12 protein-coding genes and 1 pseudogene are annotated in these 12,605 nt (G+C 60.5%); 6 read left to right on the forward strand and 7 right to left on the reverse strand.

The genetic code is table 11. From position 1 onward, the window contains the following. The first annotated feature begins 50 nt into the window (after positions 1 to 50). A complete protein-coding gene (locus tag AB4O41_RS13360; protein WP_007907140.1) occupies positions 51 to 1,004 on the forward strand; it encodes an adenosine deaminase in 954 nt (317 codons plus the stop codon). A gap of 115 nt (positions 1,005 to 1,119) precedes the next feature. On the opposite strand, the gene AB4O41_RS13365 is transcribed toward AB4O41_RS13360, so the two are convergent. The 3 genes from AB4O41_RS13365 to AB4O41_RS13375 all read right to left on the reverse strand — a co-directional run bounded on the left by AB4O41_RS13365 (position 1,120) and on the right by AB4O41_RS13375 (position 4,615). Then, positions 1,120 to 2,502, reverse strand: coding sequence for an MFS transporter (locus tag AB4O41_RS13365; protein ID WP_460148037.1), 1,383 nt, complete (start codon positions 2,500 to 2,502; stop codon positions 1,120 to 1,122). A 133-nt stretch (positions 2,503 to 2,635) separates the two neighbouring features. After that, the gene (locus AB4O41_RS13370; RefSeq protein WP_460148039.1) at positions 2,636 to 3,370 is read right to left on the reverse strand and encodes an ArsR/SmtB family transcription factor; all 735 of its coding nucleotides are present in this window, start codon (positions 3,368 to 3,370) and stop codon (positions 2,636 to 2,638) included. A 315-nt stretch (positions 3,371 to 3,685) separates the two neighbouring features. Continuing rightward, positions 3,686 to 4,615, reverse strand: a complete 930-nt coding sequence (locus AB4O41_RS13375) for a LysR family transcriptional regulator (protein WP_460148040.1) — start codon at positions 4,613 to 4,615, stop codon at positions 3,686 to 3,688. Positions 4,616 to 4,733: 118 nt separating this feature from the next. Here AB4O41_RS13375 and AB4O41_RS13380 point away from each other — a divergent pair, with 118 nt between their 5' ends. Both AB4O41_RS13380 and AB4O41_RS13385 read left to right on the forward strand, forming a co-directional pair. Then, complete coding sequence (locus AB4O41_RS13380) at positions 4,734 to 5,747, forward strand: zinc-binding alcohol dehydrogenase family protein (protein ID WP_460148042.1); 1,014 nt, start codon at positions 4,734 to 4,736, stop codon at positions 5,745 to 5,747. Between the two features lie 195 nt (positions 5,748 to 5,942). After that, positions 5,943 to 6,113, forward strand: a complete 171-nt coding sequence (locus AB4O41_RS13385; RefSeq protein ID WP_460148043.1) for a hypothetical protein — start codon at positions 5,943 to 5,945, stop codon at positions 6,111 to 6,113. An 8-nt stretch (positions 6,114 to 6,121) separates the two neighbouring features. Here the strand turns inward: AB4O41_RS13385 and AB4O41_RS13390 are convergent, their stop codons facing one another. After that, positions 6,122 to 7,318 carry a multidrug effflux MFS transporter gene (locus tag AB4O41_RS13390; protein WP_460148045.1) on the reverse strand — a complete coding sequence of 399 codons (1,197 nt, stop codon included), beginning with the start codon at positions 7,316 to 7,318 and terminating at the stop codon, positions 6,122 to 6,124. 107 nt (positions 7,319 to 7,425) lie between these two features. After that, the gene (locus AB4O41_RS13395) at positions 7,426 to 7,623 is read right to left on the reverse strand and encodes a heavy-metal-associated domain-containing protein (RefSeq protein WP_008069687.1); all 198 of its coding nucleotides are present in this window, start codon (positions 7,621 to 7,623) and stop codon (positions 7,426 to 7,428) included. A 159-nt stretch (positions 7,624 to 7,782) separates the two neighbouring features. Between AB4O41_RS13395 and AB4O41_RS13400 the strand changes: the two genes are divergently transcribed. The 3 genes from AB4O41_RS13400 (at position 7,783) to cueR (ending at position 11,131) form a co-directional block, all read left to right on the forward strand. After that, positions 7,783 to 8,166, forward strand: a complete 384-nt coding sequence (locus AB4O41_RS13400) for a hypothetical protein (protein ID WP_048396201.1) — start codon at positions 7,783 to 7,785, stop codon at positions 8,164 to 8,166. A gap of 161 nt (positions 8,167 to 8,327) precedes the next feature. Further along, positions 8,328 to 10,721: a heavy metal translocating P-type ATPase gene (locus tag AB4O41_RS13405; RefSeq protein ID WP_460148047.1), complete on the forward strand. Its 2,394-nt coding sequence runs from the start codon at positions 8,328 to 8,330 to the stop codon at positions 10,719 to 10,721. Then, a complete protein-coding gene (gene cueR / locus AB4O41_RS13410) occupies positions 10,718 to 11,131 on the forward strand; it encodes a Cu(I)-responsive transcriptional regulator (protein ID WP_007907120.1) in 414 nt (137 codons plus the stop codon). Before AB4O41_RS13405 ends, cueR begins: the two co-directional genes overlap by 4 nt. Here the strand turns inward: cueR and AB4O41_RS13415 are convergent. Both AB4O41_RS13415 and AB4O41_RS13420 read right to left on the reverse strand, forming a co-directional pair. Beyond that, positions 11,085 to 12,299, reverse strand: coding sequence for an MFS transporter (locus tag AB4O41_RS13415; protein WP_460148049.1), 1,215 nt, complete (start codon positions 12,297 to 12,299; stop codon positions 11,085 to 11,087). The genes cueR and AB4O41_RS13415 overlap by 47 nt on opposite strands. A 139-nt stretch (positions 12,300 to 12,438) precedes the next feature. Beyond that, positions 12,439 to 12,561 (reverse strand): annotated as a pseudogene (locus AB4O41_RS13420) (metal ABC transporter ATP-binding protein); the annotation flags it as partial. Positions 12,562 to 12,605: the final 44 nt, after the last annotated feature.

The raw sequence follows: 12,605 nt of genomic DNA on the forward strand, positions 1-12,605 counted from the left end.
TCTGCGGGCATCTGTAGAATGCCCTCATTGCACCTGATGAGATTTCAAAAATGTACGACTGGCTGAACGCTCTGCCCAAGGCAGAATTGCACTTGCACCTGGAAGGTTCGCTGGAGCCTGAGCTGCTGTTCGCCCTGGCCGAACGCAACAAGATCGCCCTGCCGTGGAGCGACGTTGAAACTCTGCGCAAGGCCTACGCCTTCAATAACCTGCAAGAGTTTCTCGACCTGTATTACCAGGGCGCCGACGTGTTGCGCACCTCGCAGGATTTCTACGACCTGACCTGGGCCTACCTGTTGCGCTGCAAGGCGCAGAACGTGATTCATACCGAACCGTTCTTCGACCCGCAAACCCACACCGACCGTGGCATCCCGTTCGAAGTAGTGCTCAACGGCATCGCCGCCGCACTGAAGGATGGCGAGCAGCAACTGGGCATCACCAGCGGTTTGATCCTCAGTTTCCTGCGTCACTTGAGCGAAGACGAAGCGCAGAAAACCCTCGACCAGGCATTGCCGTTCCGCGATGCGTTTGTCGCCGTGGGCCTGGACAGTTCGGAGATGGGTCACCCGCCAAGCAAGTTCCAGCGAGTGTTCGATCGTGCACGCAGCGAAGGCTTCCTGACCGTGGCCCACGCCGGTGAAGAAGGCCCGCCCGAGTACATCTGGGAAGCCCTCGACCTGCTGAAAATCCAGCGCATCGACCATGGCGTGCGCGCCATCGAAGATGAGCGCTTGATGCAGCGAATCATCGACGAGCAGATTCCGCTGACCGTGTGCCCGTTGTCGAACACCAAACTCTGCGTGTTCGATCACATGTCCCAGCACAACATCCTCGACATGCTCGAGCGCGGTGTGAAGGTCACGGTGAACTCCGATGACCCGGCCTACTTCGGCGGGTATGTCACCGAGAACTTCCACGCGCTGTATACCGATCTGGGCATGACCCAGGATCAGGCCAAGCGCCTGGCGCAGAACAGCCTGGATGCGCGGTTGGTGAAACCTTAAAAGTCACCGAATATCCTGTGGGAGCGGGCTCGCCCGCGATAGCGGACTGTCAGCCAACTCAATGTTGAGGCAGTTGGCCTCATCGCGGGCAAGCCCGCTCCCACAGGGACTGTGTTCAGCCGACGATCTCTACTTCGCTCAATTCTTCCAACGTCTTGCCCCGGGTCTCCATCCCGAACATCCACACCACCCCCGCCGCAATCGCAAAACACATCGCCCCCAGCGCAAATACCCCGCCCTGCCCTGTCATCGGGAACACCAGCCCGGTCACCAACGGCCCGAGCAATGACCCCACGCGGCCGATGGCCGAAGCAAACCCCGAGCCAGTGGCGCGTGCCGACGTCGGGTACAACTCAGGGGTGTAGGTGTAGAGCACCGCCCACATGCCAAACAGGAAGAACTGCATCAGCAGCCCCGAGGTAATCAACAGACTGACGTTGCCGCCGAACACTGCACTCTGGCCATAAAGAAATGCCATGACCCCGCCGCCGAGCAACGTCACGACGCACACCGGTTTACGCCCCCAACGCTCCACCAGCCAGGCAGCCATGAGGAACCCGGGAATCCCGCCGAGGGAAATCAGCACTGTGTAATACACCGACTGGGTCACGGCGAAGCCCGATTGTTGCAACAGCGCACTGAGCCAGGATGTCAGGCCATAGAAACCCAACAAGGCGAAGAACCACACGCTCCAGATCATCATCGTGCGCTGGCGATACTGCGGCGACCAGATCTCCCGTAGCGCAGAGAAGAAAGTGCCCGGTTGACTCGCCACCCGGGGCAGACGAATCGGTTCAGGCAGATCCGCACGGCCCAGTGAAGCCCGAACCCGGTCTTCAATGCCGCGCAAGACCTTATCCGCCGCTTCATGATGCCCGGCTTGCTCCAGCCAGCGCGGTGACTCGGGGATGAAAAAACGAATCGCCAGGACGAACACCGCCGGCACTGCCAACACCAGAAAAATGTCGCGCCAGCCAATCACCGGCAACAGGAAGTACGACAGCACCCCGGCGGCGACGAAACCGAGCGGCCAAAAACCATCCATCAACGCGATGTAACGCCCACGCCGCTTTGCCGGAATCAGCTCCGACAGCATCGACTGCGCAATCGGAAATTCCATGCCCATGCCGATCCCCAACAAGACTCGGAACAGCGTCAGCGTTTCGACGTTCTGCGCCGTGGAGCACAGGTAGCTGGCGATGCCCCACAGCACAATGCTCCACTGGAACACCGGTTTGCGTCCGAAGCGGTCGGCCAGCATGCCGGACAGCGACGCGCCCAGAACCATGCCGAAGAAACTCGAACTGGCCAGCAACCCGGCCTGCGCCGTGCTCAGGCCGAACTCGGTTTTGATCGAGCCGAGCAGAAAGGTCATCATCGCCAGGTCCATGGAGTCGAAGAAAAACGCCAGGGCAATGATGATGAAGATGATGCGGTGATAACCGCTGATGGGCAGCCGTTCCAGTCGTTCTGCCGCGCTGAAGCTTCGTGTTTCCATGCCACATTCCCCCAATCCTGAAAGTCCCCGGATTGAGTGTGCGCGATAGCGGCTGGGGATTATTGCTGGATGCGACCTGTCCACAGCTCTGAACGACGCCTGAAACAGATCCCGGACGTCGCACTTCAATGGTCTACAGCGCCATTTCCAGCTCGGTTTCCTTGGCGAAGCGATGTATTTCCCTTTGCCCCGCAGCGGTGATCTGCAACGCTCGCGAATCGTTGGGCAGGCTCAACCAGCCGGATTGCATGAACAGCTGCAACAACGCCGCGCCCAATGAACCGCCCATGTGCGGGCGTCTTTCGCTCCAGTCCGGGCAAGCGCAAGCGACTCTGCTGTTGCGATGAGCCAGCGCCTGGATGAACACACCGCGCGTCGCCAATTGTGTGGCGCCCTTGTGGGTGATCATGACCCGCTGATCGAATTGCTCGATCCAGCCCGCATCCAGCAGGCGCTGGTAGAGATCGGCTGCCAGGGTGCCACCCAGATGGTCGTCGCAAAGCCTGGCTCGCAACAATGACGAAGGCGCCGCCTGAGGTTTGGCGATAGGATTGGTGCGTTTGAAAACCTCTGGAATGTCCCGAGGCGCGCTGGCCAGGGTCGCGCTGGCCAGGGCCTCTATCGCGGCGCCGACTTCGGGCGCGGCAAGCCGGAAAAACCGTTTGCGTCCACGGGTTTCGACTTTCAACAGACCTCCGGCCGACAAACGCCCTAAATGCGCACTGGCCGAAGACGGCGACAGGCCGGCCAGCAACGCCAGCTCTTCGGTTTGCCGCGCCGAGCCGTCCATCAAGGCCCACATCATTGCGCTGCGCTTTGGGTCAGCCAGCAACGTGGCGATCTGGCTGATGCAAGGTGCATGTTCCATGTATTCACTCCCTGTTGAATCGTTTCGTCTACTGCTCAGAGACATCTTGACCAGTAATGTGTCGTCGGCCAAGACGCGAAAACCGCCATAAACCGGCAAAGTCACCCACTCACCCAAGCCATTGCTTCGGGGGTGCAATGAAGGTCCGGCGATGACCATCGGGTCTGACCGAATCGAACCTGAACTCGCCATTGCGAGGTCGACGGTGCGTACATGAGGCGAGCGCTAGTATAAGCGGGTTAACCGCTGGTTCCTGCCCTCGGGGATCCATTGGTGGTGATAGTTCCTGACAGAAATTTCGCTATTTGCCTGCGACTAATGATCGACATTCGATTTCGTCGGAAATTGACTGCTTATGCGAGCGCATCGGCTGGCAAGCATTTCCCGCAAAAGGTTCACCGGCTTACTCAATTGTGCGCGATGGGCGCACAGCAAATTCAGCGGTGCGCGCTCACAGAGCAGCTCCGGCATCAGCACTTTCAACCGACCGGCCAGCACGTCGGCAGCGACATCGAGCCAGGACTTATAGGCAATCCCCGCCCCCGCTACGGCCCACAGACGCACAACATCGGCGTCGTCACTGAAGCGATCGCCACTGACCGTCAGGCTTACTTCTCGTTTGCCATCGTGGAAACTCCAGTGATCGTGAACCCGGCTGCCGAGCATGAACAACAGGCAATTGTGCTGAGCCAGTTGCTCCAGATGCCGAGGTTCGCCATGCTGGGCCAGGTAACTCGGCGCCGCGCAGAGCACGCGACGGTTCTGCGGGGCGATGGGCAATGCCACCAGGCTCGAGTCTTCCGGCTCGCCATAACGCAGGGCAATGTCCACCGGTTGGCGGAACAGGTCGGCGATGCGGTCGCCCAACAGCAACCGAACCGTGAGTTTCGGATGCTCGCGCTGAAACTCGTCGAGCCAGGGCAACAGCAGGTTGCGACCGAAATCCGACGGCGCCGACAGCTGCAAAATCCCGCTGACCTGATCCTGCCCGCTGGCCAGCAAGCGGCGCCCCTCATCGAGATTGCTCAAGGCTGCCCGGGCGTATTCCAGAAAGCCCTCGCCTTCAGCGGTCAGGCGCAGGCTGCGGGTAGAACGGGCGAGCAAGCGCGCGCCGAGTTGCTGTTCTATGCGCTTCAACGCCGCACTGGCCACCGCCGCCGACATATCCATCACCCGGGCCGCCGCCGACAGACTGCCCAGGTCCGCAGCCCGAACGAACAACTGCAAGTCATCGAAACGCAACATCGTCAGCCTCGATTATCAAAAAAATATTGAAAGAGACTGCTCTTTTAGCGGGTTTTATCTTGCCGGGAAATAACCAATCATCTGTCCCATTGAAATCACTCTCTCTCAGGAACCCACCATGAAAGCAATTGCCTACTACGCCTCCCTGCCCATCAGCGACGAAAAGTCCCTGCAAGACATCGAACTGCCAGAACCGGTCGCCGGCCCTCGCGATCTGTTGGTGGAGGTCAAAGCCATCTCGGTCAACCCGGTGGACACCAAGATTCGCCAGAACGTCCAGCCTGAAGATGGCGCGGCAAAGGTGCTGGGCTGGGACGTGGCCGGAGTGGTCAAGGCTGTCGGCAGCGAAGTGACTTTGTTCAAGGCTGGCGACAAGGTGTTCTACGCCGGCTCCATCGCCCGTGCCGGCGGCAATAGCGAGTTGCATGCGGTGGATGAGCGAATCGTCGGTCATATGCCGAAAACCCTAGGTTTTGCCGAAGCCGCCGCCCTGCCGCTGACTGCCATCACCGCGTGGGAATTGCTGTTCGAACGCCTGCAAGTGCGCGAAGGAAAAACCGATGAAGGCCAAAGCCTGCTGATCGTCGGTGCCGCCGGCGGGGTCGGTTCGATCCTCACGCAATTGGCCAGCCAGCTCACCGGACTGAAGGTCATTGGCACCGCTTCCCGGCCTCAAACCCAGAGCTGGGTGCGTGACCTGGGCGCCGATCAGGTAATCGATCATAGCCAACCGCTGAGTGAAGAACTCAAACGTGCGGGATTCGAGCAGGTGACCCATGTCGCCAGCCTGACCCAGACCGATCAACACCTGGATCAATTGGTGGAGGCGTTGGCGCCGCAAGGCAAACTGGCGCTGATCGACGATCCGAAGTCGCTGGACGTGACCAAGCTCAAGCGCAAGAGCCTGTCGCTGCACTGGGAATTCATGTACACCCGCTCGCTGTTCGAAACCGTAGACATGATCGAACAACACAAACTGCTCAACCGCGTCGCCGGGCTGATCGATGCGGGCACCCTGAAGACCACAGTCGGCGAGCACTTCGGAACCATCAACGCGGCCAACCTGCGTCGTGCTCATGAGCTGTTGGAGAGCGGCAAGTCCAAGGGCAAGATTGTGCTTGAAGGGTTCTAAAGTTCTAAGGCAAATGATCGCTGGCTTCTGGAGCTGCCGAAGGCTGCGATCTTTTGCCGTCAGTCAGAGAGTTGACCGTTGTCACAATTGCGATCGTATTCAGGTCTACAATCGAAAACTCCGCGAACAATCATTTACGTGATGTCTTTTACGAGACGTCTTTTGCGAAACGTCTTTTTCAAGAGGAGTTCAGCAATGAATATCCAGATAAAAGAAGTGGCAACATCCCGCTGGCAGGTCCGACTGGATCAACACGCTGTGACGTTCCGCAGTGAAGCCGAAGCGCTGGCCTTCACTAAAACGCTTGAAGCGCGCTTGCACGCGCCCCATCAGTTTCCCGACCGTCAGCAGCGCGCTGCTGGCTGAGTCCGTCCTTAGACCTGGGCTTGCGTCAGCGCCCGGGCATTTTGCAAACGTCGGGTGAGCGTCGCCGCGCTCACCACCAGAATCCCGCACAGGCTGATGACCATGGCCATCGGCATAGCGCTGCCATCATGCAAAACACCCACCAATGCTGCGGCTCCGGCGGCGACGCTGAACTGCAGGCAACCAAGCATCGCCGAGGCACTGCCCGCCCGCGCGCCTTGCCCGTTCATGGCGCAGGCCGAGGCATTGGGAACAATACAACCCAGACTGGCGATGCAGATAAAAAGCGGGATCAGCAACGGCCACAACTGCGCGGTATGCAACGAGCTGACCGCCAACAGGGCCAGGCCGCCCGCCAGATAGAACCAGACGGTACGCGCCAGTAAAAAAGCCGGACCGCGTTTGGCCAGCATCCGGGCATTGACCTGGGCCACCAGAATGAAACCCGCCGCGTTAATACCGAACAGCCAGCCAAAATGCTCGGCCGGCACGCCATAGAGTTTGATGAAGACGAACGGTGAACCGGCGATGTAGGCAAACATCCCGGCGATGGCGATACCACCGGTCAGGGCATGACCGAGGAAGATTGGGTCCGCCAACAACCGACCGTACTGACGCAGTGCGCCCGACAACGGTTGGCGCGGCACATGGGCCGGCAGGCTTTCCGGCAGCCCGAGAGCCACTGCCAACCCTGCCAGTGCACTGAAACCGGTCAGCACCAGAAAGATCGACTGCCAGCCCGTCGTATTGACCAGCAACCCGCCCAGCATCGGCGCAAGAATCGGCGCCAGGCCCATCACCAGCATCAACTGCGAAAAGACCTTCGCCGAACCCACCGCATCGCATTTATCGCTGACCACCGCCCGGGAGATCACCATGCCCGCGCAACCGCCCAGCGCCTGGACGAAACGTGCACCGATCAGCCACTCCAGAGTCGGCGCATAAGCACAGGCCAATGACGCAGCAGTGAACAAGCCGACCCCAGTCAGCAAGGGAATCCGTCGCCCAAAGCGATCAGCCACCGGACCGTACGCCAGTTGGCCAATGGACAGGCCGAGGAAATAGGCCGCCAGGGTCAGTTGAACGTGTTTTTCGTCGGTGCCGAAAGCGAGCGCCATCGCCGGGAATGCCGGCAGATAGAAATCGATCGCCAGCGGACCGAAAGCGCTCAAGGCGCCGAGAATCAGGATTGTACGGAGGTTCATCAGGCGTCCAGGTTAGGCATGCAGGTTGGCCATGGATCGGCAGGGCAACAGTCTAGCCGGGCGTGGACGCCTTGAACATTCCGTTAGGTCGCTAACTATTAAAAAACTCAGGCCAGTTTGACGCCATAACCCTCTTCGCTGATCGCGGCGATCACCTGATCGGCCGTCAGCGCGCTTTCAACGCCGACTTCTTTTGCCGCCAGATCAATGCGCACGCTGGCCGCGGGATCCTTGGCTTGCAGCGCCTGAGTGATGGCCTTGACGCAATGACCGCAGGACATGCCTTCAACGTTGAACACTTGCATGGGACGTCTCCTTAATGGGGCCCTTTAATAGGGTTGAGGGCAGTCTCGAGCTTGCCACCATGGCAAGGTCAAGTTCTCAGGCAAGCTGCCGGGCTGGCAATCAACGCCGCGCTCGGCCAAGCTGCGTCCATCTATGACTCGACATCAGGAGATTCAGCCATGCGCTGGTCAGCTCTCAGCCTGTTTGGCTTCCTCAGCCTATTTGCCGCGACACCTTCGGTTCAAGCCGCCGGGGAGGACTACGGCGTGCTGATCATTTCCCGCGAGCGCCTGGAAGTGTCGACTTCCTGCGAGATCGGTGTGTACATCCAGGATCAGCTATCGGCGCGACTGTTCCAGGAACAGAGCACCTCGTTCAACCTGCCGCCGGGCAATGTGTCCCTGCGCCTCAAACTGCTGCCGGGCCAGGCGCCGGGTTGCAACCCGGGCATGCTCGCACCGGGTTCGCAGAACATCACGCTCAAGGCCGGGGATGTGTTGAAGTTCCGGATTGCGATGACGCAGGAAGGAATGTACCTCAAGCCTGCGGCTCTCGAATATTGAATCGTCTGTAAAAGATCGCAGCCTTCGGCAGCTCCTACATGGACCGCGTGATCCTGTAGGAGCTGCCGCAGGCTGCGATCTTTTGATCTGAGACATGGCGCTTGACCTTGCCCGCATGGCAAGGTTGATCCTGTAGGTAATTTCTACAGGGAGCGTGACCGATGTCCGAATCCACCACCTTCGATCTGCCGATTGCCGGCATGACCTGCGCCAGTTGCGCCGGGCGTGTCGAGCGGGCTTTGAGCAAAGTCATCGGCGCCACGGCCGTCAGCGTCAACCTGGCCACCGAACAGGCCCGGGTTCAAGCGCCCAGTGACAGCCTGCCGGCGTTGATGGACGCAGTGCAGCAAGCCGGTTACAGCGTGCCGCAGCAGAGCCTGGAATTGAGCATCGACGGCATGACCTGCGCGTCCTGCGTCGGCCGCGTCGAACGGGCGCTGGCCAAGGTGGCGGGGGTCAAAAGTGTCAGCGTCAACTTGGCCAACGAACGTGCGCACCTCGAACTGCTCGGCCAGGTCGATCCACAAACCCTGATCGGCGCCGTGATCAAGGCCGGTTACTCCGCCAGCGTCTGGGAAGTCGAACACCCGCAAACCGACAATCAACAACAACGACTGCACCGCGAACGCTGGGCGTTGCTGGCGGCCATCGCCCTCGCCTTGCCGCTGGTGCTGCCGATGGTGCTGCAACCTTTCGGTGTGCACTGGATGCTCCCGGCGTGGGTGCAGTTCGCGTTGGCCACGCCGGTGCAGTTCATCTTCGGTGCACGCTTCTATATCGCTGCGTGGAAAGCCGTGCGCGCCGGTGCCGACAACATGGATTTGCTGGTAGCCCTGGGCACCAGCGCCGGCTACGGCTTGAGCGTTTACGAGTGGGCCACCGCTGCCGGTCGCATGCCACACCTGTATTTCGAAGCCTCGGCGGTGGTGATCGCCTTGGTGTTGCTGGGCAAATACCTGGAAAGCCGCGCCAAGCGCCAGACCGCCAGCGCCATCCGCGCCCTCGAAGCCTTGCGTCCAGAGCGAGCCATTCAGGTGATCGAAGGCCGCGAACAGGACGTTGCGATCAGCGCTTTGCGCCTCAACGATCTGGTCATGGTCAAACCCGGTGAACGCTTCCCGGTGGATGGTGAAGTGGTGGAAGGCCAGAGCCACGCCGATGAAGCACTGATCAGCGGTGAAAGCCTGCCAGTACCGAAACAACCGGGCGACAAGGTCACCGGCGGCGCCATCAATGGCGAAGGTCGGCTGCTGGTTCGGACCTTGGCGCTTGGCGCAGAAACCGTGTTGGCGCGGATCATCCGCCTGGTGGAAGACGCGCAGGCGGCAAAAGCACCGATCCAGAAACTGGTGGATAAAGTCAGCCAGGTGTTCGTGCCGGCGGTGCTACTGATCGCGCTGGCGACCTTGATCGGTTGGTGGCTGTACGGCGCGCCACTGGAAACCGCGTTGATCAACGCCGTCGCAGTGTTGGTGATCGCCTGCCCTTGTGCACTCGGGCTGGCCACGCCGACGGCAATCATGGCCGGCACCGGTGTGGCGGCGCGCTACGGGATTCTGATCAAGGACGCCGAAGCCCTGGAGCGCGCCCATGAAGTCAGCACCGTGGTGTTCGACAAGACTGGCACGCTGACTTCGGGTACGCCGCGCATCGCTCATCTGAGTGCCATCGAAGGTGACGACGCTGCTCTGCTGCAAATGGCTGGGGCGCTGCAACGCGGCAGTGAACACCCCTTGGCCAAGGCTGTGCTGGATGCCTGCGCCGAGCGCGGCTTGACCGTGGCTGATGTCAGCGACAGTCAATCGCTGACCGGGCGCGGCATTGCCGGCAATCTCGATGGTCGACGATTGGCCTTGGGCAATCGGCGTCTGCTGGAAGAAAGCGGACTGAGCGCCGGGCCCTTGGCCGACTCCGCAACCGCTTGGGAAACCGAAGGCCGAACCCTGTCCTGGCTGATCGAACAAAGCCCTGAACCGCGAGTGCTCGGTCTGTTCGCCTTCGGAGACACGCTCAAACCCGGCGCCTTGCAAGCAGTGCAACAGCTGAACTCACGGAATATCAGCAGCCACCTGCTGACCGGCGATAACCGCGGCAGCGCCAAGGTGGTCGCCGAGGCACTGGGCATCAGCGATGTCCACGCCGAAGTATTGCCGGCGGACAAAGCCGCCACCGTCGCCGCACTAAAAAAAACCGGCGTGGTGGCGATGGTTGGCGATGGCATCAACGACGCGCCGGCCCTCGCAGCGGCAGACATCGGCATCGCCATGGGCGGCGGCACCGACGTCGCCATGCACGCGGCCGGAATCACCCTGATGCGCGGCGATCCACGGCTGGTGCCGGCGGCGCTGGAAATCAGCCGCAAGACCTACGCGAAGATTCGCCAAAACCTGTTCTGGGCCTTCGTCTATAACCTGATCGGCCTGCCACTGGCGGCGTTCGGCTTCCTCAACCCGGTGCTGGCCGGCGCGGCCATGGCGCTGTCGAGCGTCAGCGTGGTCAGCAATGCGTTACTGTTGAAAACCTGGAAACCCAAAGACCTGGAGGACAAGCGATGAACATTGGCCAAGCGGCCCGCCAGAGCGGTCTGAGCGCGAAGATGATTCGTTACTACGAGTCCATCGGCCTGCTCAAGGCAGCCCATCGTACCGACAGTGGCTATCGGGTCTATGGCGACGACGATCTGCACACCCTGGCGTTTATCAAGCGCTCTCGGGATTTGGGGTTCTCGCTGGAAGAGGTCGGCAAACTGCTGACCCTCTGGCAGGACCGTCAGCGAGCCAGTGCCGATGTGAAGGCGCTGGCCCGTCAGCACATCGACGAGTTGAACCAGAAGATTCGCGAACTCGGGCAACTGCGCGACACCCTGCAAGACCTGGTAGAACATTGCCACGGTGACCACCGCCCGGACTGCCCGATCCTCAAGGAACTGGCGTCGGGCTGCTGCGCCGAACCCGCCCACTCCTGAGCGCCAACCCCTTCGCCACCAGCAACGTGGTGAGGGGAATGCCGTGGAACAACAGCACCACCGTGCCGGGCGTCCACCAGGAATAGAACGGCGCGGCGATCAACATACCGATGCCGAACCCGGTCATTTGCAGCAGCGTCAGAAAGCTGAAAATCGGCAGACGCAGATTGTCCGGTTCACGTTGCAGACGTGACATCAGGCCGACTTCCGAGAACCCATCGCCCAAGCCTGCGGGCAATGAAAACAGCAGCAAGCCGTAAAGGGTTTGCTGCTGAAACATCAGGATGAAGCCACAAGACATCAGCAACACGCCGAAGAAAAATCGCCGTTCAAGGTGTGCGTTGTCCGTACCTTTCAGTCGACTGGCGATTCGCGCACCGATGAATTTCCCAATGGCCCAGACCGCCAGCATCAGACCCAGGGTGGTGCTGGCCGACTCGGGTGTCAGCAGTTTTGAAATAATCGGGAGGCCGACGTTGTGCGCGGCGCTGCCAAGAGTATCGGCCATGGCAACGGCGAGCATCGCCGTCAGCACCGGTGCCGTGCGCAGGCCCTGACGCAGGGCCGACCATTCGCCTTGTTGGTGAAGGGGTTCATCACTGGGTGCAGGTCTGGGAAACCGCAGCGGCACAATCAACAACGCCGCCAGCAGGTAAGTGGCTACGTTCAAGGCAAACACCGTTTCAAAGCCAAACCCCGCCACCAACAAACCCGCCACCAGACTCCCGCCGACCATCGCCGCAGACGACGCCGAGGTAATCCAGGCATTGGTCTTGAGCAGCTGCGCCTTATCGATCATGTGCGGTAATTGGCTGTTGAGGCCAATGGCGAACATCGAATTGCCGAACCCCAGGCCGAACGCGATCAGCGGTAACAGCAGCGCTTGTTGGCTGACCGGCAACACCAGCAGCAAGCCCAGCAAACCGGCGCGCAGCAGGTCGAAGGCAATCAGCGGCAGACGCCCGGCCCAGCGGCGATAGAACCGGGTGCCGATCAGACTGGCAAAGATCCCCCCGGCTACACGGCTGGCGAGGAAGATGCCGACGCTCATGGCGCTGTTGCTGAGCAGATAGACGTAAGTGGCCAGGGCGACCATGTTGAGGAAAGCGCCGAAGTCCGAAATCAGCCGGGCGGCGATGATCAGATGGGCATTGCGGGTGGAATTCACATTCAGTCCTTGAGTGTGGGTGTTTCGAGCGGTGCAGTATGTAGGAGGTTTTATGTTGAAGGCGATGGCCCTTTCGCGAGCAGGCTCGCTCCCACAATAAATCGGTGCCTGGCGCAGATTTTGTGTTGGCGCAAAACTATTGTGGGAGCGGGCTTGCTCGCGAATGCGGTGTGTCATTCAACATCAATGTCGACTGATCTACCGCTTTCGCGAGCAAGCCCGCTCCCACATTTGTTCTTCGGTGTTTGGGGGATTCGGGCAGGCATCTACAAAAAACCCGGCCGAAGCCGGGTTTTGGTCAACCGA

This window comes from Pseudomonas sp. S2_A02, from assembly GCF_054668495.1.